This window comes from Marinobacter persicus (assembly GCF_002934325.1).
GTDB classification, from domain to species: Bacteria; Pseudomonadota; Gammaproteobacteria; order Pseudomonadales; family Oleiphilaceae; genus Marinobacter; species Marinobacter persicus_A.
In genome coordinates, this window is record NZ_PTIV01000003.1 from 136,612 (window position 1) to 157,513 (window position 20,902).

A 20,902-nucleotide genomic window follows, 5' to 3' on the forward strand; every position below is an offset into this window, starting at 1 on the left:
GGGCCTCAGTTGTCCGCCGGCAGATCAATCTCACCCCGGACCAACCGCTCCTTGCGTTGTCGGGGCCATCGCTTGATTCGCCACTCCAGGCTGGAAGCCTGGCTGCGGTCGCCAGCCTCGGCAGAGAACGCCAGGGTCAGCGGGCCCTTGCCCCGGAGACTGCGAGCCCCCTTGGGCGCTCCTGCCTGATGCTCTGCCAGACGCCGCTGCACATCGGTAGTGATGCCGGTGTACAGCGCCCCTGAGGCTGTTCTGATCAGGTACAGGTGCCAGCGCTCAGTCTTCATTCAATACCTTTTCACGCTGCCGGACTTTCTGCTGCTGCAACCACAAACCGCCCACAATCAGGACCAGCCCAAGATACGTCGACGGCAGAATCCGCTCGCCAAGAATGAAATAGATAAACACCAGCGACAAGAACGGTGAGATGAAAATCAGGTTACTTACCTTCGAGGTATTTTCCGCCTTTTTCATGGCGTGAGACCAGAGCACAAAGGCAACTCCCATCTCGAACACCCCAACATAAACCGCTGCCGCCAGCGACCCAGTGGCAGGAAGCGACAACCCGACGGTCCACCAGCACACCAACGCCAGCACCGGAAAACCGAACAAAAAGTTGAGAAACAGACCCACCACCGGATCCCGGGTGTCACGGGTAGCCAGTATCCAGTAGCTGGCCCACACCAGGGTACTGCCCAGGGCCAGCGATACCCCAAGGGGGTCAGAAAAACTCAATGAAGCCACTTGTCCCCGGGTGGCAATCACGACCACACCGGCGTAACAGACCAGCCCGGCGAGGATATCCAGCCCCCTCAACTTCTGCCCCAGAAACGGCACCGACAGATAGGCCAACACCAGCGCCCAGGTGTAATTCAGTGGCTGGGCCTCCTGGGCCGGCAGGCGATCAAAGGCGCCAAACAGCAAAAAATAGTACAGGCAGGGATTGATCAACCCCATACCAAACGATTGCAGGTATTGCCGACCACTTAGCTTAAATACCTGGCGCCAGCGGCCCTGGACCAACAGGATAACCGCCATCACCACCACCGATGCCGCGCACGCCACCAGCAACATCTGTACCGGCGCCAGATCGGCCAGCGCCAGCTTGAAGGCGGTGGCCACGGTGGACCAGAGCAGTACGGTGGCCAGGCCGTAAAGCATGGCCTGTTTCTGATTGGACGTGGATGTCATGCCGGCTCCGCCAGGACAGAGGAAAAGCGCCATTGTCGCCAGCCAGCCTTCTGGTCACAACCTTTTGTAAAAAAAGAGGCAACACCTGCATACGTCCAAACACGATCTGTTTGTGTCACCGCTTTGTGATACCTTGGCCGCCAGAATCCTGTTTCACTGTCCGGAGTTGTCGTTGCCATGGCCCAGCTGTTTCGTCTTCTTTGCCCGGTGCTTCTGGCCAGCCTTGCTCTGCTGGCCGGTTGCTCTGAATCATCAGGGCAGGAAACCAAAAACGAATCAGGCGCAACGTCCTCCGACTATCCCACAACCTGGCGTTTTGCCCTGGAAGAAATTGAAGGCAGCTTCCAGCATCTCTACGCCAAGCATCTGCGCGACCGTATCGAGACCATCTCCGATGGCCGGATTGTCGTGGACGTTTTCCCCTACGGCTCCCTGGGTACCTCCACCCAGCTCACCGAACTGACCGCCAACGGGTCGATCGATCTGGCGTTTGCCTCACCAGGGCACCTGGCGGACCGGGTTCCTGAGAGCGGTGTGTTCAACCTGCACTTTCTCCTGCCGGAAGAGCCGGAGGCCGCCCAGTCGATCCTGCAGAATCCGGCACTGGTCTTCGAGCTCCAACCCGCCTACCAGGCCAGCGGCCTGCATTTGCTGGATCTCGTTTCAGAAGGCTGGATGGCCTGGACTGCCAATAAGCCATTGCAGACGCCGGGAGATTTCCAGGAGCTGAAGTTCCGCACCATGACCTCAAAAACCGCCGCACAAAGTTTCCGGGCCTATGGCGCCAAGCCAGTGCAGACGCCCTATGCCGAGGTTTACAGTGACCTGCAACTGCACCGCATTCATGGCCAGAGCAACCCGGTGTTTGCCATCGAAGAAATGGGCTTTCATGACGTGCAGTCACACATGACCCTGCCGAAGGCGTCACGCTTTGTGTCCTCACTGATCGCCAATCCGGAATGGTTCGCCGGCTTGACGGAACGGGAACGCCAATGGCTGACAGACGCGGTTGAAGATCTGTCAGGTCAGGCGTGGGATATTGCCCAACAGCTGAACCAGGAGCGGCTGGATACCATGGTCGAGCGCGGTGATATCAAACTGGTGACCTTGAGCGATCAGGAACGCGCCGCCTTCCGGAAAGCCAGCCAGCAAGCCCGGACGGAATTTATCAAAGCCACCGAGGAGAAAGGACAAACGCTGCTGTCACTGATGGAAAACGGCCGTCAGGCTCCTTGACGCCATCACGTCCAATCGCCTGGGTAAGATTACATCTACTCGGGCACCAGCCAATCCATCGCCGAGGTAATGGCCAGCCGATCCGGCCCGGCGATGTCATCCATCATGGCTGAGAAGCGCTGGTCAAAGCCCCACGGCGGGTTTACCACCAGCATACCCGAACCCACCATACCCCGCTCCGGCGTCTCATCCAGACGAACTTCACTACGCAGGACCTTGCGCAAGGGTCCGCTGGCTACCGCATCCAGCAACTGCTGCTCGTGACCACTGGTCAGTATTGGGTACCACACCAGAAAGACCCCGTGACGGCACTTTTTCCAAGCCTTCGCGAGGGCATCAGCCACCGCACGGTAATCACTCTTGATCTCATAGGACGGGTCAATCAGAGTCAGCAGGCGTGGCTGAGGGGGTGGCAGCTGGCTCAACAATCCTTTCAGACCATCCTCACAACGCACCGTTACCCCATGCTGGGAAGCCCACTGCTCAAGCTGGCGCACCTCGGACGGGTGCAGCTCAAATGCTGTGACTGCATCTCCCGGGCGGCAAAAATGGGCAAACCAGGCCGGTGAGCCCGGGTAACGATTCAAGCTCTCGCCATCGACAGGGTTGTTTGCCGACAACACATCCAGCATGGGCTGCCAGTCCGGGGCCAGCAAGGAATCACGGGCACACCACAAACGCTGGACACCGGTGTCCGCCTCCGCCGTTTTCTGAGCCCGCTCGCTGCGCAGATCGTACACTGCACTGCCAGCGTGGGTATCAAAACAGGCAATGGCAGACTTCTTGGCCTGCATCATCGCCAACGTCAGCGTTAGCGCTGCGTGCTTCTGGATATCGGCGAAATTGCCAGCGTGAAAGGCGTGAAGGTAACTCAGCATATCGGGCTCCTGATAACAGGCGCCCATTAAGCCGAACTCTTTCTCTCCTGACAACCACTACCTAATCGATACCGCTACTCGGCGCCGGGGCGCCAGAGGCACCAGGATTATTCCCGGAAAGTTCCTGGCGCTTGCCGCCGGACCGCGGACCCCGCGCGGACCGCTTCAGGGATTGCCAGGCCACAAACACATGGCGGGAAGACCCGGCCAACTGGATGGCTGAATCGCTCATGGGATGTCCTCCGTTATGAATAACCTCGAATGACCAAAAGCTATCACCTTGTAGAGTTTTTGCAAATCATTCTCATTACAATTTATAATTTTCCGACTCCTGATTTGCCGGAGATCAATTCCCCTTGCGCAACAGGGGTATCGCAAGCAAAATACAAACGCTAATATTTATCATTCCCAGAACAAAGAACGGAGTCTTCCATGACCAACCTGTTTCGCCCTGCGCCATTGGCACTGGCCATCGCCGCCACCGTCACTGTCGCCGGCTGCGCCCAATCGCCGTCCTCGGCCCAAAACACACCACCAGCCACCAAGGCCACCGTGGTTCAGCATTACGCTGACCTGGCTCACGCCAATTACGAAGACGCACTAATCACTGCCCGCGCACTGGACGAAGCAACCGATCGCCTGATCGCCAACCCCAGCGAAGCCAATATGAAGGCTGCCAAGGAAGCTTGGCTGGCAGCGCGTGTTCCCTACCAGCAAACCGAGGTGTTCCGTTTCGGTAACGCCATCGTGGATGACTGGGAAGGTCAGCTGAACGCCTGGCCGCTGGATGAAGGGCTGATCGACTATGTAAAAGCCGATGAATACCAGCACGAACTGGGCAATGCTGGCGCTACAGCCAACATCATCGCCAGCGACAGTGTGACCGTTGGTGGTGAAACCCTGGACGTCTCCAGCCTGAGCCCGGAACTGCTCGCCAACCTCAACGAGGTAGGTGGCTCGGAAGCGAATGTGGCCACCGGCTATCACGCCGTGGAGTTCCTGCTCTGGGGCCAGGACCTTCACGGTTTTGACGCCGGCGCCGGTGAGCGCCCGATTACCGACTACGCCAGCGGCGCTGACTGCACCAACGGCAACTGTGAGCGTCGCGGTGAGTATCTGGACGCGGTAACAGACCTGCTGGTAACCGACCTGGAATGGATGGTGGCCCAGTGGGCACCGGGTAATGACGGCAATTATCGCGCTCAACTGACAGCGGCCGAGGCAGACCAGGGCATCCAGAAAATGCTGTTCGGTATGGGGTCCCTGTCCCTGGGAGAGCTGGCTGGCGAACGCATGAAAGTTGCCCTCGAAGCCAACTCTTACGAGGATGAGCACGACTGCTTCAGCGACAACACTCACAACTCCCACTATTACAATGGCCAGGGCATCCAGAACGTCTACACCGGCACCTATCGCCGCGTGGATGGCTCCCTGGTAACCGGGCCTTCGCTCTCGGACCTGGTTGAGCAAGCCAACCCCGAACTGGACGCACGGCTGAACAGCCAATTGGACAATTCCATGGCAGCGCTGGGCGTCATGAAAGCCCGTGCGGAGAGCAGCCAGAACCCCATGGCCTTCGACGAAATGATTGGCCCGGGCAACGCCGAAGGTGAGCAGATCATCACCAACAGCATTCTGGCTCTGGTAGAACAGACCGGCTCCATCGAGCAGGCAGCCCGTGAGCTGGGCATTTCCGCTCTGTCTCCGGACGACGCCGGCCACGCCTTCTAAAACCGTCAAACGGCAAGATATGGCTACCGGGTGCAGACCGTTCCCGGTAGCCTTCGCTGAGCGAGTCATGGAATGTCTACCCAATCGAGCCTTCAGGGCGGGTGGCCTTTCCATGGCTTATTCATTTGTATTGCGAGCATTTATGAAACAACCATCACTTCTTTCCGCCCTTGCATTCGCCCTTCTCCCGGGCCTGGTCTTTGCTGAGTCCCACGCAGGCTACCCCATTCAGACCACCCCCAGGACCGGCGGCGATGGCACCGTGGAACAATCCGACACCAACGCCTATTCAAGACCTCAGGGCAACCTGTCCATGACCAAGCGGCTGGATTTCAGCGTGGGCAACAGCTTTTTCCGGAACCCCTGGGTTGAGGCACCGGCCAGCACCGATGCCCGAGATGGGCTGGGCCCACTGTTCAACACCAATTCCTGCCAGGGCTGCCACATCAAGGACGGGCGCGGCCATCCGCCCGCCGTTAACGAGCCCCCGGTTTCCCTGTTCCTGCGCCTGGCAGTTCCGGCAGACCCCGAAGCCGATGCCGAACTTCTACGCACCCACGGTTTCAAGCCTGCACCGGTGTATGGCAGTCAGTTACAAACCGCCGCACTACCCGCCGCCCAACCGGAAGCAGACCTACGCATTGAGTGGCAGACGGTAACCGACACCCTGGCCGATGGCACGGAAGTGGAGCTGCGCAAACCGGTCTACCATATTGAGAACCCCAACTACGGCCCCTTGCCCGACGACTTGCTAGTCTCACCCCGCGTCGCCCCGCCAGTGATTGGCATGGGTCTGCTTGAAGCCATTCCTCAGGAAGACCTGGCGGCCAACGCCGATCCGAAAGACACCGATGGAGACGGCATTTCCGGCAAACAGAACCAGGTCTGGGACATCGTCGAGGAGAAAACGGTGCCCGGCCGGTTTGGCTGGAAAGCCGCCGAGCCCAATGTGAACCAGCAGAACATGGGCGCCTTCGCCGGTGACATAGGGCTGACCTCTTCTGTCAAAGCTGCCACCGACTGCACTCCAAGCCAGAACTGCGAGCGCTTCACTCACGGCGGCGAGCCCGAAGTAAGCGACAAAGTGGCCGGCTTTGTCACCTTCTACGCCAAGACCCTGGCAGTGCCGGGCCGCCGCAACATGGGCGCGACATCGGTCACGCGTGGTGCTGAACTGTTCAATGAAACCGGTTGTGCCGCATGTCACACGCCCCGGCACCAGACCGGCGAGGTGGCCGACCGGCCGGATCTGAGCAACCAGACCATCTGGCCCTACACTGACCTCCTGCTGCACGACATGGGGCCGGCACTGGCCGATGGCCGCGATGAGTTCCTGGCCAATGGTAACGAGTGGCGCACACAGCCCCTGTGGGGCATTGGCCTGGCCCAGGTGGTGAACCCGCAAGCCGGCTTCCTGCACGATGGGCGCGCCCGGACGCTGGAAGAAGCCATCCTGTGGCACGGTGGCGAAGCCCAGGCTGCCGCCGACCACTATCGCCAGATGCCGGCCGGAGATCGCCAGGCCCTGATTGACTTCCTCAACTCGCTGTAAGGACCACCAATGAAACTATTTTCCCAAGCCCTATGCTTGTCGGTGGCTGCCTTCGCCTTCAACGCCCAGGCGGCCAATCCCAGCCAGATCGAGGCACAGGCCCGAAAGCTGTGGCACGACAATATCGAAACCGGGTACCAGCACCTGAACGAACAGACCCGGGAATTTGCCCAGCGAGCAGAGCGGTGGTGTGCCGGCCACACTGCCGAAGGCCGCAAGGAAGTGGAACAAGCCTGGCAGGAGGCATTCCTAGCCTGGCAGGCGGTGCGCTTTGTCGATTTCGGGCCGGTGGAAGCCAATAACCGCGCCTGGCAGTTCCAGTTCTGGCCGGATTCGAAAAACCTGATCGCCCGCAAAGCCCGTTACCTGCTTTCTGCAGACCAGGCGCCCGCCCCTTCGACCATTGAGGATGCCGGCGTGGCGGCCCAGGGCTTTCCCATGGCCGAATACCTGCTGTTCGACGAAAAGTTCAACAACAGTGACCGGGCCTTACCCGCCGAGCGCAGTTGCAGAGTCCTGAGTCTGCTCGCCGGACACATCAGCAGTAACACCGATAAGCTGTTGAACGACTGGCAGGCCTTTGAAGAACCCTACCTGTCGAATGACCAGTACCGGGACGCCAGCGTGCGGGCGGGCATGAATGCGCTGGAAATTCTGGAAGAACGCCGCCTGGCTCAACCCATGGGTCTGCGCGGGACCGGCAAGCGTTCGGTTTACACCGCCGATGCCTGGCGCAGCAGCAAAAGCCTGGCCACCGTGCAGGCCTCGCTGGAAGGGTTAAAGCAGTACTTTCTCCCCAGCCTGCTGCAGTTACTCAGGAACAGCGACCAACCGGAACTGGCCGATCGCATTGAGGCTCAGTTTGAGGAGGTGCTGGAGAACTTCCCGGCGTTGGACACCCCAATGGCCCCGCTGTTGGCCAATGACCACGAGTTTGCACGCCTGCAGGGATTGTGGGTGGATGTCTCCCAGTTAACCACCCTGGTCAACGACCAGGCCGCCGTGGCTATTGGCGTGGTGCGCGGCTTCAACTCCTCGGATGGAGACTGAGGCTCGCCATGATGGAACTGAGCAGACGACAGCTACTGAAAGCCGGCATCGCGGGCAGCCTCTCTGCCACACTGACCGGCTGCAACCTGCTGCCCCGAAAAACCGGTGCCATGCCCGAGCAGTACTCGGGCGCCATCGGCCTGCCCGATGGCAGTTTCGGGGTTGGCGCCATAGACCGGAACGGCACCCTGCTCTGGCAGTCACCAATGGCGACCCGGGGGCACAGTGGCTGCAACCGCCCCGGCGGCCAGGAAGTGGTTTTCTTTGAACGTCGTCCAGGCTGGTCATTTTACGTACTGGATGCCAACAACGGGGCCCGCAAGCACCACATCCAGGCGCTTGAAGGCGAGCACTTTGTCGGCCATGGCGTGTTCTCACCGGATGGCCGCTGGCTCTACGCCACCGGAAGCCGCTACGAATCGGGCGAAGGCATTATCACGGTTTACGATGCCAACAACAGCTACCGACGCGCCCGGGCCTTCGAACTCAACGGCATTGGCCCGCACCAGCTGACCCTTCACCCGGACGGTGAAACCCTCGTGGTTGGCCTGGGCGGCATCCTGACCCACCCCGACTACGACCGCATCAAGCTGAACCTCAATTCCATGGACCCGGCACTGATATTGGTGAATCGCCACAGTGGCCGGATCACCGGTCGTTTCCGCCCGCCACATCCACACCAGAGTACGCGCCATGTGGATGTCAGCAGTGAGGGAAAGATCTATGCGGCTTACCAGTACCAGGGGCCGCTGTATGAAACCCTGCCCCTGCTGGCGCGACTGGAAAACGGCCAGCTGCGCGAATTCCGGTTTGACGACGAGACCCAGGCCAGACTGGCCAACTACATCGCCAGCGTGATTGCTCATCCCGAGAACGACCTGGTGGCGGCTGCGTCGCCGGTGGGAGGCACCGCCATTGTCTTTGAAGGTCGCACGGGCAAGCTGTTGGCCCGGGCCAGCATTCCCGACTGCGCCGGTGTTCAGGCGCTGGCGGGCGGAGACTTCCTGATATCCTCGGGTCGGGGCAAGCTGGTACGGCTGGGCCGGGACAACCGTCCGCGGGAACTCGCTTCTTTGCCGCTCTATTGGGATCATCACCTGGTCTGATTTCCAGATCATGCCGTAAGCCGTTGTTAAGAAAGCCCCGGGTTATTGCTATGCTGGGGCACCACTTCGCACGAGGACAACGGTTTGCCAGCAACGGAACGGTCAGACAACACCCGCAACCCCGTCGAACAGCTCTATGGCCTGATTGCCAATGAGGAAGACGCCCGGGTCTGCAAGGACATCCCCGAAGAAGCCTGCCAGGAAGTCCCCCGCAATTTTTTCCTGATCCTGGCCGCCAACGTACTCACCAAGCTTGGCGACCTGTTGATCAGCCCCAAGACTGTGCTCGCCTGGCTGATGAGCGCTGTCGGCGCCCCTGCCCTGGTGGCCTGGCTGGTGCCCATCCGTGAATCCGGCTCACTGGTGCCCCAGATGGTGATTGCCGCCTGGGTGCGCCGCAAAGCAGTACGCAAAGGGTTCTGGACGATAGGCAGCTTTGGTCAGGCCGTGAGTGTGGTGGCCATGGCCGCCAGCATCTGGTTTCTGGAGGGCTACGCCGCCGGTGGCGGGGTCATTGCGGCGCTGATTGTGTTCTCCCTGGCCCGGGGCTTCTGCTCGGTGGCCATGAAGGATGTCCAGGGCAAGTGCATTCCCAAGACCCGCCGTGGGCGACTCTCAGGCCTGGCCACCACCGTCGGCGGCACCGCCACCGTCGTTCTGACGGTGCTGCTGTTCTGGGACCGGGGAGACCCCAGCGTGGGCTTTTATACCATCCTGTTACTGCTTGCCGCCGTGCTGTGGGTCATCGCCGGCACCCTGTTTGCCAACGTGGAAGAATACGCCGGGGAAACCGGCGGTGGCGGTAACGCCCTGACCGAGGCGGTAAAAAGCCTGTCGCTGCTGCGCGACGACGCCCCCTTCCGCCATTTTGTGATTACCCGGGCACTGCTGCTGTGCTCGGCCCTGGCCTCACCCTATTTCGTGGTATTGGCCCAACAGGAATCCGACATTGGCTGGATGCTGGGGGTGTTTCTGCTCGCCAGCAGCCTGGCCAGTTCGGTCAGCGCCAGTTTCTGGGGCTGGGCGGCCGACACCTCGAGCCGCCGGGTGATGATTCGCGGTGCTGCCATGGCCAGCGGCATCTGCCTGTTGGTGGGTCTGCTTGCCCTGCTGCTGGGGCCTGGATTTGGCGGTGCCTGGTTCTATCCAATCGCATTTTTCGTGCTGAGCGTCGCCCACGCCGGCGTGCGACTGGGCCGGAAGACCTATCTGGTGGACATGGCCGGGGGCAATAAACGCACCGACTACACTGCGGTAAGCAATACCGTCATTGGTGTGTTATTGCTGGTGACCGGCGCTTTCACTGCGGCCATCTCCCTGATTTCCGACGTTGCGGTGATTCTGGTACTGGGGCTGATGGGGCTCGCCGGCATGCTCAGCGCGGTCAGGCTGAAAGAAGTAACGGAAGACTGAGCGGGTTTAAGGAATTAGCCTGACGGAACACTAGCGAGGCGCCAGGCCGTCGTTCAGCGCCAGGGCGCCTTTGACGATCCGGTAAATCACCCAGATGGCGGTGCCCGCCAGGATAAACCAGCCCACGATGAGCATGGTGGTGGCGAAGCCGATGATCATCCACAGCAGCCCGATCCAGAACGTGCGGATCTGCCAACGGAAGTGAGGCTCCAGCCAGGTGCCCCGCACCTCATCGAGCTTGACGTAGTTGATGATGACGCCCACCAGTGCGGTGATCCCGCCCACAAAGAAGGACAGGGCCTGGAGGATATAGACCACGATTGTCAGGTTGCGGGCATTCTGAGGCTCCCGCGGCATGTGACGACCGTTGTCTGCGGGAATGAAATCGGGTTCGGACACTGTGTCTCTCCTTCAGGACTTACCCGAAGTCTAACACACCGCTCGAACCCGGTAGGCCCGCCGGCAGGTCAGTGACCGGCCGGCGTGTAACCGACCCGGAAGCCGCCCCAGTGCTTGCCGTTCACAAAGATGGGGACGGAAATATCGTGCATGATCTCGCCGGTGTCCCGACGGTAGGTCTGCAACAGCATGTCCTCGGTGTGGGTGCCACAGCGGATGCCGGTTCGGTCATTGAACAGGCGCTTACTGCGACTTTTCACCAGATCCACCTCGCGATCACCCGTCGGCGGGTTGGCAAACTCGCGGTTATGGGTAGGCACATAGCCATCGGGGGCACAGGCAATGGCAAACACGATGGCATCATCGGCGTTCTTGATGGCTTCCTGAATCGCCGGGAAGACCTGATCAGTGTAGCGGTCAAAGCTGCTGGAATACTGCTGCGGATCGGTATTGGGAACGGGATCACGCTTCTTCTCGAACAAGGCTGATTCGCTCAGCTTGCCCTGCTCGACTGCCTGTTCAAACAGCTTCCCAATCTGTTCAGCACCAGACTTCGCCTTCTCAAAGAAAGGGCGGTGGTAACTTTGCGCACTGTTGAGCGCGAAAGCAGCGTTGGCCTTTTCCGCCAACACCATCAGCTTGCCGGCCTGGTCCGCCAGGGAGGCAACACTACTGTCACTCTCGGAAATGTGGTCCTTGACGGTCTCAATGGCGCTAAACACCTGCCCCAGACTCTGCTCGTTTGCCTGGTCAATTTCGGCGATCCGGGACACCTGCTCCTGCACACGATCCGATTGATCACGAATCTGGTCCAACTGGCCACCCACACTTTCCACCGACGCCAGTCCGGCTTCAACGGTCTGGGCGAGACTCTCGATGCGGGAAACGATCAATGTAGTGTCGTTCTGGATCTCCTCCAGGGTCTCAGCCACCTCGCCAGTCGCCTGGGCGGTCCGACCCGCCAATTGCCGGACCTCGTCTGCCACGACCGCAAAACCACGGCCCTGCTCGCCAGCCCGAGCGGCTTCGATAGCAGCATTCAATGCCAGCAGGTTGGTCTGCTCGGCAATGCCCTGGATGGTGGAGGTCACGCCCTGGATCTTGGTGGATTTGTCGTTCAGCTCCTGGATCAGGCGCAGGTTCTCACTGGATTGCTGATGAACCTCCCGCACGCTTTCAATGGCCGTTATCAGTGCTTCGCGCCCCTGCACACTAACTTCCCGATTCTGCAGGGCCATGGCGGCGGCATTGGTTGCCTGCTCGGACGACTCGTGGACGGAATCGGTGATACGACCGGCGTGGTCCGCCATCTGGGCGGTTTCTTCCACCTGCTGGTCCAGGCGTTTTTTCACCTGGTCGGCAGCATAGGATACCTCGGCGGCAGAAATGGCGTTCTGGTCAGCACTGTCAGAGAGTGTATCAAGCAGAGCACGACCGGCCTTGGCATCGGACAACAGGCTTTCACACTGGCTGTAAAGAGGATGGTCTTCAGAGAGCGTACGGGCATTCAGGTCGGCAACGCCCTGCTGAATCGGCGCCAGGACCCGGGCCATCACATAGCCAGCCGTTACTACCAGACCGATGACCAGACCCACCACAATGGAGACAGCATCCAAGCCTATCAGCGGTGCAACCAACCCGCAGACAACCGCCAATCCGATGGCAATAACCAGTCCCAACATCGCAGCAGCACGATTGACTAAACCCATGGCGCCCTCTTCTTTTATCTTTGCAGAATGCAAGTGTTTATTATTTCAGGCCAAATTCGAGATTAATAAAATGACAGATGTTAATAACTCATACTTTAGTGGGTGCGGACACCCATTCCCGGCCTTGTGAAACAGATAACGACCAACACCGACATTTCTTGAACCGGATCTTCGTGGATCGCTAGAACCATTCCGGCTGCATGGCCAGACAGGTGTCGTCCTGATTTCGTAACAGCACCAGATCCTGGGCCACGGTTGGCAACTCCCAGTGAAAGAAGTACCGGGCCGCCTGCAGCTTGCCCAGATAAAAGTCACGGTCGGCTTCGCTGGTTGCACCGGGCAATGCCCTGGCGGCCACATTGGCCTGTCGCAACCACATCCAGGCAATCACAATATACCCGAACAACCTCAGGTAATTATGGGCATTGGCCAGCACCTGATCCTGATCGCCGTTGACCAGGGACTTGCCCAGAGAAGACGTTACTTTCACCGCCTGTTGCAGCGTCTCACTCAGAGACAACACCCATTGCTGGCAGGGCTCCGCCTCGGCGGCCTGAAGATCCACCTGAACACAATGCATCAATCGTTGCAGTCCACGGCTCTGATCCCGCCAGATTGCACGGCCCAACAGATCACGGGCTGAGGAACGGGCTCGCTGCCCTGCCTCTTCATCACCGGGAAACAGCTGCGCCGGCCATCCGGCCATGATCGGGGCCAACAAGGCAAACAGGCTCTCCGCTTCGCTCTGCTGGTCAGCCTCGGGATGTTCGTTTTTCTGTGTCAGTAGGTCCGCGCCATAAAGGCACAGGGCAAGCCCGCCTTCACACATCGCTTTGCGGGACAGCAGGGACCGGCGTACACCCGGATCGGCAATCATCGGCTCCAGGGATTGCTCTTCGTCATCAGGCTGGGGTGATACCGGCTGGTAATGCTCCCGGGCCCAGGCCAGCGCATCGACATAGTCACTATATAGCCGGGTAACCAGGCTGAAGGCCCGTGCCAGTGGCTGACTGGCCATCCGGTCGGCGGCGGCATAAATCACTTCCAGGGCATCACCGGTCTGGCGATTGTGAACCAACAGACTGTCGGCAAGCACTTCGCGTATCTGAAATTCCAGGTCCCGACGATCAAGGGCCGTGGCGGTCATGGTTCTCCCTCCTATTTATGGGCGCACCAAGCCTCTCACAGCCAAGGGTCTGAGGAAAGGCAGAATTAGCGCCGGAAGGCAGGACAAAAGTCGCAAGATTACTTGACCTCGGCAGTGGTCTACGTATTATCAACGATCCCATTTTCATCATCGGAGCAACCATGACCGTAAGGTCCACCGGCTGCCAACATGTGCCTGATTTCCTGCTGACGGACGACATCGTACGCCAGCGTGGCCGCCTGCCTTACTTTCAGGACCCGCCCGCCGCGATCTGATTTGCCAGACCGTGTTTGTCCCGCAATGCTGTGCATGACAGCATTCACAGGGCTAAACTCTGTCTGCGTTGTATTTTTGGACGAATCACGCCAACGAACACCAATTACGAGATCGCGATGTCGCTACCGCTGGTTGTATTTCTGCCTTTTTTGGGCGCATTGATTGCGCCACTGTTCGCTCAGGGCGGACGGACGGCGATTGCCATAGCCTCGTCCGTACCAGCCCTGATCGGTCTGGCAGCCCTGTTCCCCCACTGGGAAACGGTTGCCGATGGAGGCAGCGTTCTATATACCCTCAACTGGTTGCCGGCTATTGGCCTGTCGTTCAGTTTTCGACTCGACGGCCTGGCACTGCTGTTCTCCCTGCTGATCCTGATCATCGGCATACTGATTATTCTCTACGCTCGTTACTACCTGAAAAAGAAAGAGAATATCGGCAAGTTCTATGCAATGCTGCTGTGCTTCAAGGGCTCCATGCTGGGCATCGTGCTGTCCGGCAACCTGCTGTTGATGATGATTTTCTGGGAGCTGACCAGCCTCACGTCCTTCCTGCTAATCAGTTTCTGGAACCATAAGCAAGATGCCCGCCGGGGCGCTCGCATGGCACTGGCGGTGACCGGCGGCGGTGGCCTGGCCCTGCTGGCAGGCATCCTCATTATTGGCAACATCGTGGGTAGCTTCGAACTGGATGCGGTGCTCGCCGCGGGTGACCAGATCAAGGCCCATGCGATGTACCCCGTTGCGCTCACGCTGGTATTGCTGGGTGCCTTTACCAAATCCGCCCAGTTCCCGTTCCATTTCTGGCTGCCACATGCCATGCAGGCACCCACCCCGGTGTCGGCCTACCTGCATTCGGCCACAATGGTAAAGGCGGGCGTGTTCCTCATGGCGCGGCTGTATCCGGCGCTGGCCGGTACCGAGCAGTGGTTCTACATGGTCAGCTTTACCGGCATGGCCACCCTGCTGCTGGGCGCTTATGTCGCCATGTTCAAACACGACCTCAAGGGCCTGCTGGCGCATTCCACTGTCAGCCACTTGGGCCTGATCACCCTGCTGCTGGGCATGGGGACCAAGCTAGCGGCGGTCGCTGCCATTTTCCATGTGATCAACCATGCCACCTTTAAAGCGTCCCTGTTCATGGCAGCCGGTATCATCGACCATGAAACCGGCACCCGGGATATGCGGCGCATCAATGGCCTGTGGCGCTTCATGCCGCACACGGCCACCCTGGCGATGGTCGCAGCGGCATCGATGGCCGGTGTGCCCCTGCTCAATGGCTTCCTGAGCAAGGAAATGTTTTTTGCCGAGTCCTTGCACGTAAACCTGCCGGCGTTCCTTACCTGGCTGCCACCCACGGTAGCCACCCTGGCCGGGATCTTTGCGGTGGCCTACTCGGCACGCTTCATTCACGATGTCTTTTTTAACGGCAGCCCGGTCAACCTGCCGGTTTACCCGCCCCACGAACCACCACGTTACATGAAGATTCCGGTGGAAATTCTGGTGTTTGCCTGCCTCATGGTGGGCATGTTCCCGGCGTTCTCCGTTGGTCCTCTGCTCTATGCTGCGTCTTACGCCACCCTGGATGGTCAGGTGCCTGAATATCACCTGACCATCCTGCACGGCATCAACCTGCCACTGATGATGAGTATTGGCGCCTTTATCGGCGGACTGGTCATGTACAGCCAGCGTCACAAGCTCTTCGCGCTTCACGCCCGGTTCCGGGAGATCGACGAAAAAGCCATTTTTGACAAGGTCGCCTCACAGCTTGCCGATCTGGCCCACAAGTTCACTGGCAGCATTGAGAACGGATCGCTGCAACGGTACAGCATGTTGCTGATCGTCAGCGTGATTGCCGTTGCCATCGTTCCGATACTGAGCCTGGGCGTCTTTGTCGGTGAAAGTGGACTGTCCCCGGTTGACTGGCCCACCGGCATCGGCGCAGCGATATTGATTGTCTCGGCCCTAGCCACCGCATTCGCCCATCGCGAACGGTTCATTGCCCTGGTGCTGCTGAGCGTCGTGGGCCTGATGGTAGCCCTCGGTTTTGCCCGCTTTTCGGCCCCGGACCTGGCCATGACCCAGTTGTCCGTGGAAGTGGTGACCATTGTCCTGCTGATGCTGGCGCTCTATTACATGCCGTCCTGGACCCCGAGAGAGAGCCTGGCCGCACGCCGCACACGTGACGTCATTCTGGCTCTGGTGGCCGGCATTGGCATGACCCTGATCACCCTGGCGATGCTGACCCAACCGTTCGCCTCGATTTCCGATTTCTTCCTGGAAAACAGCAAAACCGGCGGCGGTGGCACCAACGTGGTCAACGTCATTCTGGTGGATTTCCGGGGCTTTGATACCCTCGGCGAGATTACCGTCCTGGCCATTGCCGCCCTCGGCATTTACGCCATGCTCAAGGACACCGCCCTGACCCCGCCTCCCAGTGATGGCCAGGGACATGCCTGGACGCGCGATTCGCATCCATTGATGCTCAAGCAACTGGCCCGGCCCCTGCTGCCATTGGCGCTGATGGTTTCGGCGTATATTTTCCTGCGTGGCCACAATATGCCGGGAGGCGGGTTCATCGCCGGTCTGATCACATCCGTTGCACTGGTGGTTCAGTACATCGCCAGCGGCATGGTCTGGACGCAAGACCGCATCCGCTTCAAATACCACAACGTCATTGGCCTTGGCCTCATGTTTGCCACCTTGGCCGGCGTCGGAAGTTTCATCTTTGGCTACCCCTTCCTGACATCCACCTTCAGCTACATCAAGTGGCCAGTGGTGGGTAAGTTTGAGGTGGCCTCGGCCATGATTTTCGACCTCGGCGTATACCTGACCGTCATTGGAGCCACGCTGCTGGCCCTGGTCAGCATTGGTCGACTTTCCCCCCATTCGGCGATCAAGAGTCCCCGGGAGAGATCATAATGGAGTTAGTTTTTGCCCTGGTTATTGGCACACTGACCGCAACCGGTGTTTTCCTGTTGCTGCGTGCACGCACCTTCCCGGTGGTGATGGGCCTGACCCTGCTGTCATACGGCGTCAACCTGTTCCTGTTTGCCTCAGGCCGACTGACAACAGGCGGCCAACCGATTCTGGGAAGCACCGACAACTACACCGACCCACTGCCCCAGGCCCTGGTACTGACCGCTATCGTTATTGGCTTTGCCATGACCGCGTTCCTCGTCGTTATGGCGCTTCGCAACCTGGCGGATAACGACGATGACCATGTCGATGGCAAACAACCCAAACAGGACGCCCACACCAGCAAACTGGAGCGAGAGGTGACGGGCAAATGAACCATTGGCTTACCGCACCCATCCTGATCCCGTTACTTGGCGGCATCCTGCAGACGTTCATGGGCTACGCTCCCATGTCACTGCGCCGTACCCTGGCGCTGGCAACCACGGTTCTGATTGTTGTTGCCACACTGGGGCTGCTGTTCATGGCAGACGATGGCAGCTATCGGGTTTATGCCTTCGGCAACTGGCAACCGCCCTTCGGCATCGTGCTGGTGCTGGACCGTCTGGCAGCGTTCATGCTGGTGATGACGTCGGTGCTGGCGCTGTTCTGTCACCTGTTTGCTCTGGGCGGCGCCGATGAAGGCAACCGCCAGTTCCACACCCTGTTCCTGTTCCAGTTGATGGGCCTGAACATCGCTTTCCTCACCGGCGATCTGTTCAACCTGTTCGTTGCTTTTGAAGTCCTGCTGATCGCCTCCTACGGCCTGCTGATGCACGGCGGCGGTACGGCTCGCACCGTGCCTGGACTGCACTACGTTGTCCTGAACCTGGTAGGCTCGGCGATTTTCCTGATCAGCGTTGGCATGATTTACAGCGTGACGGGCACCCTGAACATGGCCGACCTGGCGGTCAAAATCCCCCAGGTGACCGGTGAAAACCTTCATTTGGTCAAAGCTGGCGGCATGATGCTGCTGGTGGTGTTTGCCCTCAAAGCTGCGGTGCTTCCCCTGTGCTTCTGGCTGCCCAAGGCCTATGCCCATGCCACCGCGCCGGTCGCCGCGCTGTTTGCCGTCATGACGAAAGTGGGTGTTTACGCGATTATTCGGGTTTACCTGCTGGTCTTCGGCGATGACGCAGGCGAGCTGGCCAACCTGGGTATGGACTGGTTGTTCCCGCTGGCGCTGATCACCCTCGCCATGGGGGTTATTGGTGCCCTGGGCGCCAACAACCTGCGTTCATTGATTGCCTGGCAGGTCATTATCTCCGTCGGCACCCTGCTCGCTCCCATTGCCCTGGGCTCACGGGAGGGCATTTCCGCGGCCTTGTTCTACATGCTGAGCACAACCTGGACCGTTGGTGGTCTGTTCCTGGTCGCCACCCTGATTGCGAGCAACCGTGGTGGTGCGGCGGATCGGCTGATCACCGCGCCCAAGATGCGTCACCGGACCTGTCTCAGCGCACTGTTCATGGTGGGTGCCGTGGCCGCTGCCGGCCTGCCACCCTTGAGCGGCTTCTTTGGCAAGATTCTGATTCTCAAATCGGTGGAACCCGGCGCCAACATGGCCTGGCTCTGGTCCGTGATACTCATTGGCAGCTTCCTGACGGTGGTTGCCTACAGCCGCGCCGGTAGCATTGTCTTCTGGCGAACGGTCGACGGACACCTGGAAGCCAAGGACGAGCAACACTGGCCAACCTCCTTTGCCGCCGGGGCTCTGACCGCGCTATCCATAGTAATCGTGGCCCTCGCGGGTCCGATTAACGAGTACACGGATGCGGCTGCCGCCCAGCTGCTGGATACATCGGCCTATCTGGAAATACTGGACGCCCCGATGGTTGGGGAGGATAACTGATGCTTGACCGTCTTCGCTTTCCGCAACCCTGGCTCAGCCTGATACTGTTCGTGACCTGGCAGTTCCTGAGCGAGGGAATCTCCGGCGCCAGCGTGGTGATGGGGCTACTTCTGGCCTGGGCCATTCCACAGATCACCGAGGGCTTCTGGCCGGAGAAACCGGCCTTCGTAAAGGCCAGACGCTTGCCCATGTACCTGGCGGTGCTGCTGTGGGACATTGTGGTTGCCAGCATCTCGGTGGCAAAGCTGATCCTCAGCCCACGCCAGCCAAAACCGATCTTTGTGTGCTACCCGTTGCAGCTGGAACACCCGCTGGCCATCTCCATTCTCGCCAGCACAATCTCGCTAACGCCGGGTACGGTCAGTGCCGATGTCAGCGATGACCAACGGATACTGCTAATCCACACGCTGGACGCAGAAAGCAGCGAGGAGGTGATCGATGCCATCCATAAACGTTACGAAAAGCCGTTGATGGAGATGTTCCAATGATGACCATTGCCCTGTATATCACCATTGCCATGGTCACCCTGGCGGCGTTGCTGAACATGTATCGCCTGATCATCGGGCCGGACGCTGCCGACCGCGTGCTGGCACTGGATACGCTTTACATAAACGCCATTGCCCTGATCATCCTGCTGGGCATCACGCTTGGCACTCGCATGTATCAGGAGTCAGCGCTGCTGATTGCCGTCATGGGGTTCGTTGGCACCGTGGCCATGGCCAAATACCTCAAGCGCGGCAGCGTCATCGAGTAACCCGGAGGGCATCACCATGAGTCTGTTCAGCGAATACCTTATCTCCGGACTGCTTCTCATCGGAGGCGCATTCACCCTCATTGGCGCGCTGGGCCTCGCCCGTCTGCCCGACTTTTTCACACGCCTGCATGGCCCCACCAAGGCCACCACCCTGGGGGTGGGCGCTATCATGCTCAGCTCTGTGATCTACTTTTCCAGCACGGACCAGGGCCTCGGGATTTCCGAAATCCTCATTACCGTCTTCCTGTTCCTGACCGCCCCGGTCAGCGCCAACATGCTGGCCAAAGCGGCCATGCACCTGGGCGTGCGCACCACAGATTCCACCGAGGGCAATCCCTGGGAGCAGTGATCTCCTGAGGACTGACTAAAGTCCCGAGAAACTGAAATCCACGTCGGGCCGGCGCCCGGCCACAATGTCTGCCAGGGCAGCCGCGGAACCACAGGAATGGGTCCATCCCAGGGTGCCGTGACCGGTGTTGAGGTACAGGTTGGAGAAATGGCTTTTGCCAATGTAGGGCACATTGGACGGTGTGGTCGGACGCAGGCCGGTCCAGAACTCGGCCTGATCCCAGAAGCCAGCCTCGGGCATCATTTCCGCCGCCCGGCGCACAATAGCCCGGCAACGGGTTTCGTTCAGGGTACGAGTGTAGCCGTTCAACTCGGCGGTGCCGGCCACGCGCATGCGGTCTCCCAGGCGTGAATACACCAGTTTGTACTCATCGTCCGTCAGGCTGACGTTGAAGGCCGCCTCATCGTTTTTCACCGGCACTGTGATGGAATATCCTTTGGCCGGATAGATATTCAGGAAAAGGCCGAGCTTGCGCGCAAGCACGGCACTGAAGCTGCCAAGACTGAGCACATAGCTGTCGGCCCGCAGGGTCTGATGCTTGCCTTCCTTCAACACCCGCACACCCAGTATCCGGTCACCCGCTCTCTCGAAATCCAGTACCTCGGTGCCATACAGGAAGGTGACCCCGGCCTCTTCGCATCGGCGCGCCAATCCCTGGGTGAACTTTCGGGCATCCCCGCTTTCGTCATCGGCGGTATAGGTGGCACCCACGATTTGTTGGCGGGCTGGCGCCAGGGCCGGTTCCAACTCCACAGCCCGATCAGCATCGATCACCTGCCGGTCACAGCCCAGATCCCGCATGATACGGGCCGGTTCCTGGGCCGCTTCGAATTCAGCCGGGTTGGTGTAGAAATGCAGAATGCCTTTTTCCAGATGGTCGTACTCGATACCGGTATCGGCACGCAGCGCCTGCAGCTGCTGGCGACTGTAGGTGCCCAGGTTAACCATCTGGCGAATGTTGTGAGCAGCTTTGGCCGAGGTGCACTGGGTGAGGAAGGAAAGGCTCCAACGCCATTGATAGGGGTCGGCCTTGGGCCGGTAAAGCAAAGGCGCCTCCGGCTTGAACAGCCATTTGAGGATTTTCATCGGAGCGGCGGGGTTGGCCCAGGGCTCGGCGTGAGACACCGAGATCTGACCGCCATTGGCGTAACTGGTCTCCAGGGCCGCCTGATTCTGGCGATCAATGACCGTTACCTCATGCCCCTGCTTTTGCAGATACCAGGCCGTGGTTATTCCCACAACACCTGCGCCCATGACCAGTATCCGCATGCTTATTTGCTCCTTCCCAGATTGCTGATTAAGAAATGA

General features: G+C 59.6%; 20 protein-coding genes. 12 read left to right on the forward strand and 8 right to left on the reverse strand.

Annotation, left to right across the window (positions count from 1 at the left end; translation table 11 throughout):
• Positions 1-5: 5 nt before the first annotated feature.
• Together BY454_RS02885 and BY454_RS02890 are read right to left on the reverse strand one after the other, a co-directional pair.
• Positions 6-287, reverse strand: a complete 282-nt coding sequence (locus tag BY454_RS02885) for a GIY-YIG nuclease family protein (RefSeq protein WP_104415134.1) — start codon at positions 285-287, stop codon at positions 6-8.
• Complete coding sequence (locus tag BY454_RS02890; RefSeq protein WP_104415135.1) at positions 277-1,191, reverse strand: DMT family transporter; 915 nt, start codon at positions 1,189-1,191, stop codon at positions 277-279. Before BY454_RS02890 ends, BY454_RS02885 begins: the two co-directional genes overlap by 11 nt.
• A 177-nt stretch (positions 1,192-1,368) precedes the next feature.
• Between BY454_RS02890 and dctP the strand changes: the two genes are divergently transcribed.
• Entirely contained in the window at positions 1,369-2,427 is a 1,059-nt protein-coding gene (dctP, locus tag BY454_RS02895) for a TRAP transporter substrate-binding protein DctP (protein ID WP_104415136.1), read from the forward strand.
• 35 nt (positions 2,428-2,462) lie between these two features.
• Here dctP and BY454_RS02900 read toward each other — a convergent pair whose 3' ends face one another.
• Positions 2,463-3,305, reverse strand: coding sequence for a 23S rRNA (adenine(2030)-N(6))-methyltransferase RlmJ (locus tag BY454_RS02900; protein WP_104415198.1), 843 nt, complete (start codon positions 3,303-3,305; stop codon positions 2,463-2,465).
• Positions 3,306-3,366: 61 nt separating this feature from the next.
• Entirely contained in the window at positions 3,367-3,537 is a 171-nt protein-coding gene (locus tag BY454_RS16845; RefSeq protein ID WP_181049632.1) for a hypothetical protein, read from the reverse strand.
• Between the two features lie 200 nt (positions 3,538-3,737).
• Here BY454_RS16845 and BY454_RS02905 point away from each other — a divergent pair, with 200 nt between their 5' ends.
• The 5 genes from BY454_RS02905 (at position 3,738) to BY454_RS02925 (ending at position 10,157) form a co-directional block, all read left to right on the forward strand.
• A complete protein-coding gene (locus tag BY454_RS02905) occupies positions 3,738-5,036 on the forward strand; it encodes an imelysin family protein (RefSeq protein ID WP_181049633.1) in 1,299 nt (432 codons plus the stop codon).
• Positions 5,037-5,178: 142 nt separating this feature from the next.
• A complete protein-coding gene (locus tag BY454_RS02910) occupies positions 5,179-6,588 on the forward strand; it encodes a di-heme oxidoreductase family protein (protein WP_104415200.1) in 1,410 nt (469 codons plus the stop codon).
• 9 nt (positions 6,589-6,597) lie between these two features.
• Positions 6,598-7,638: an imelysin family protein gene (locus tag BY454_RS02915; protein WP_104415137.1), complete on the forward strand. Its 1,041-nt coding sequence runs from the start codon at positions 6,598-6,600 to the stop codon at positions 7,636-7,638.
• A gap of 8 nt (positions 7,639-7,646) precedes the next feature.
• On the forward strand, positions 7,647-8,744 hold the full coding sequence (locus BY454_RS02920; RefSeq protein ID WP_258075541.1) for a DUF1513 domain-containing protein: 1,098 nt from the start codon (positions 7,647-7,649) through the stop codon (positions 8,742-8,744).
• 84 nt (positions 8,745-8,828) lie between these two features.
• Positions 8,829-10,157, forward strand: coding sequence for an MFS transporter (locus BY454_RS02925; RefSeq protein ID WP_104415138.1), 1,329 nt, complete (start codon positions 8,829-8,831; stop codon positions 10,155-10,157).
• Positions 10,158-10,187: 30 nt separating this feature from the next.
• Here the strand turns inward: BY454_RS02925 and BY454_RS02930 are convergent, their stop codons facing one another.
• The 3 genes from BY454_RS02930 to BY454_RS02940 form a co-directional block, all read right to left on the reverse strand.
• Positions 10,188-10,556, reverse strand: a complete 369-nt coding sequence (locus tag BY454_RS02930) for a DUF4870 family protein (protein WP_258075542.1) — start codon at positions 10,554-10,556, stop codon at positions 10,188-10,190.
• 68 nt (positions 10,557-10,624) lie between these two features.
• Positions 10,625-12,265 carry a methyl-accepting chemotaxis protein gene (locus tag BY454_RS02935; RefSeq protein ID WP_104415139.1) on the reverse strand — a complete coding sequence of 547 codons (1,641 nt, stop codon included), beginning with the start codon at positions 12,263-12,265 and terminating at the stop codon, positions 10,625-10,627.
• A gap of 181 nt (positions 12,266-12,446) precedes the next feature.
• Entirely contained in the window at positions 12,447-13,412 is a 966-nt protein-coding gene (locus tag BY454_RS02940) for an acyl-CoA dehydrogenase C-terminal domain-containing protein (protein WP_104415140.1), read from the reverse strand.
• A 392-nt stretch (positions 13,413-13,804) separates the two neighbouring features.
• Between BY454_RS02940 and BY454_RS02945 the strand changes: the two genes are divergently transcribed.
• Genes BY454_RS02945 through BY454_RS02970 form a run of 6 tightly spaced genes read left to right on the forward strand, consistent with a single transcriptional unit; the run spans position 13,805 to position 19,594 of the window.
• Complete coding sequence (locus BY454_RS02945; protein WP_104415141.1) at positions 13,805-16,606, forward strand: monovalent cation/H+ antiporter subunit A; 2,802 nt, start codon at positions 13,805-13,807, stop codon at positions 16,604-16,606.
• A complete protein-coding gene (locus tag BY454_RS02950; RefSeq protein WP_104415142.1) occupies positions 16,606-16,977 on the forward strand; it encodes a Na+/H+ antiporter subunit C in 372 nt (123 codons plus the stop codon). The genes BY454_RS02945 and BY454_RS02950 overlap by 1 nt, the downstream gene beginning before the upstream one ends.
• Positions 16,974-18,491, forward strand: coding sequence for a monovalent cation/H+ antiporter subunit D (locus BY454_RS02955; protein WP_104415143.1), 1,518 nt, complete (start codon positions 16,974-16,976; stop codon positions 18,489-18,491). The genes BY454_RS02950 and BY454_RS02955 overlap by 4 nt, the downstream gene beginning before the upstream one ends.
• Positions 18,491-18,979 carry a Na+/H+ antiporter subunit E gene (locus BY454_RS02960; RefSeq protein WP_104415144.1) on the forward strand — a complete coding sequence of 163 codons (489 nt, stop codon included), beginning with the start codon at positions 18,491-18,493 and terminating at the stop codon, positions 18,977-18,979. Before BY454_RS02955 ends, BY454_RS02960 begins: the two co-directional genes overlap by 1 nt.
• Positions 18,976-19,245: a K+/H+ antiporter subunit F gene (locus BY454_RS02965; RefSeq protein ID WP_104415145.1), complete on the forward strand. Its 270-nt coding sequence runs from the start codon at positions 18,976-18,978 to the stop codon at positions 19,243-19,245. The genes BY454_RS02960 and BY454_RS02965 overlap by 4 nt, the downstream gene beginning before the upstream one ends.
• A 16-nt stretch (positions 19,246-19,261) precedes the next feature.
• Positions 19,262-19,594 (forward strand): Na+/H+ antiporter subunit G, encoded by a 333-nt coding sequence (locus BY454_RS02970; RefSeq protein ID WP_104415146.1) that lies wholly within the window; start codon positions 19,262-19,264, stop codon positions 19,592-19,594.
• Positions 19,595-19,609: 15 nt separating this feature from the next.
• On the opposite strand, the gene BY454_RS02975 is transcribed toward BY454_RS02970, so the two are convergent.
• A complete protein-coding gene (locus BY454_RS02975) occupies positions 19,610-20,863 on the reverse strand; it encodes a D-amino acid dehydrogenase (RefSeq protein ID WP_104415147.1) in 1,254 nt (417 codons plus the stop codon).
• Between the last annotated feature and the right edge of the window lie 39 nt (positions 20,864-20,902).

Bases quoted from the DNA above. Each gene is read 5' to 3' on its own strand.
- BY454_RS02885 (WP_104415134.1), bottom strand. From the start codon at position 287: ATGAAGACTGAGCGCTGGCACCTGTACCTGATCAGAACAGCCTCAGGG.
- BY454_RS02890 (WP_104415135.1), bottom strand. From the start codon at position 1,191: ATGACATCCACGTCCAATCAGAAACAGGCCATGCTTTACGGCCTGGCC.
- dctP (WP_104415136.1), top strand. From the start codon at position 1,369: ATGGCCCAGCTGTTTCGTCTTCTTTGCCCGGTGCTTCTGGCCAGCCTT.
- BY454_RS02900 (WP_104415198.1), bottom strand. From the start codon at position 3,305: ATGCTGAGTTACCTTCACGCCTTTCACGCTGGCAATTTCGCCGATATC.
- BY454_RS16845 (WP_181049632.1), bottom strand. From the start codon at position 3,537: ATGAGCGATTCAGCCATCCAGTTGGCCGGGTCTTCCCGCCATGTGTTT.
- BY454_RS02905 (WP_181049633.1), top strand. From the start codon at position 3,738: ATGACCAACCTGTTTCGCCCTGCGCCATTGGCACTGGCCATCGCCGCC.
- BY454_RS02910 (WP_104415200.1), top strand. From the start codon at position 5,179: ATGAAACAACCATCACTTCTTTCCGCCCTTGCATTCGCCCTTCTCCCG.
- BY454_RS02915 (WP_104415137.1), top strand. From the start codon at position 6,598: ATGAAACTATTTTCCCAAGCCCTATGCTTGTCGGTGGCTGCCTTCGCC.
- BY454_RS02920 (WP_258075541.1), top strand. From the start codon at position 7,647: ATGATGGAACTGAGCAGACGACAGCTACTGAAAGCCGGCATCGCGGGC.
- BY454_RS02935 (WP_104415139.1), bottom strand. From the start codon at position 12,265: ATGGGTTTAGTCAATCGTGCTGCTGCGATGTTGGGACTGGTTATTGCC.
- BY454_RS02940 (WP_104415140.1), bottom strand. From the start codon at position 13,412: ATGACCGCCACGGCCCTTGATCGTCGGGACCTGGAATTTCAGATACGC.
- BY454_RS02945 (WP_104415141.1), top strand. From the start codon at position 13,805: ATGTCGCTACCGCTGGTTGTATTTCTGCCTTTTTTGGGCGCATTGATT.
- BY454_RS02950 (WP_104415142.1), top strand. From the start codon at position 16,606: ATGGAGTTAGTTTTTGCCCTGGTTATTGGCACACTGACCGCAACCGGT.
- BY454_RS02955 (WP_104415143.1), top strand. From the start codon at position 16,974: ATGAACCATTGGCTTACCGCACCCATCCTGATCCCGTTACTTGGCGGC.
- BY454_RS02960 (WP_104415144.1), top strand. From the start codon at position 18,491: ATGCTTGACCGTCTTCGCTTTCCGCAACCCTGGCTCAGCCTGATACTG.
- BY454_RS02965 (WP_104415145.1), top strand. From the start codon at position 18,976: ATGATGACCATTGCCCTGTATATCACCATTGCCATGGTCACCCTGGCG.
- BY454_RS02970 (WP_104415146.1), top strand. From the start codon at position 19,262: ATGAGTCTGTTCAGCGAATACCTTATCTCCGGACTGCTTCTCATCGGA.
- BY454_RS02975 (WP_104415147.1), bottom strand. From the start codon at position 20,863: ATGCGGATACTGGTCATGGGCGCAGGTGTTGTGGGAATAACCACGGCC.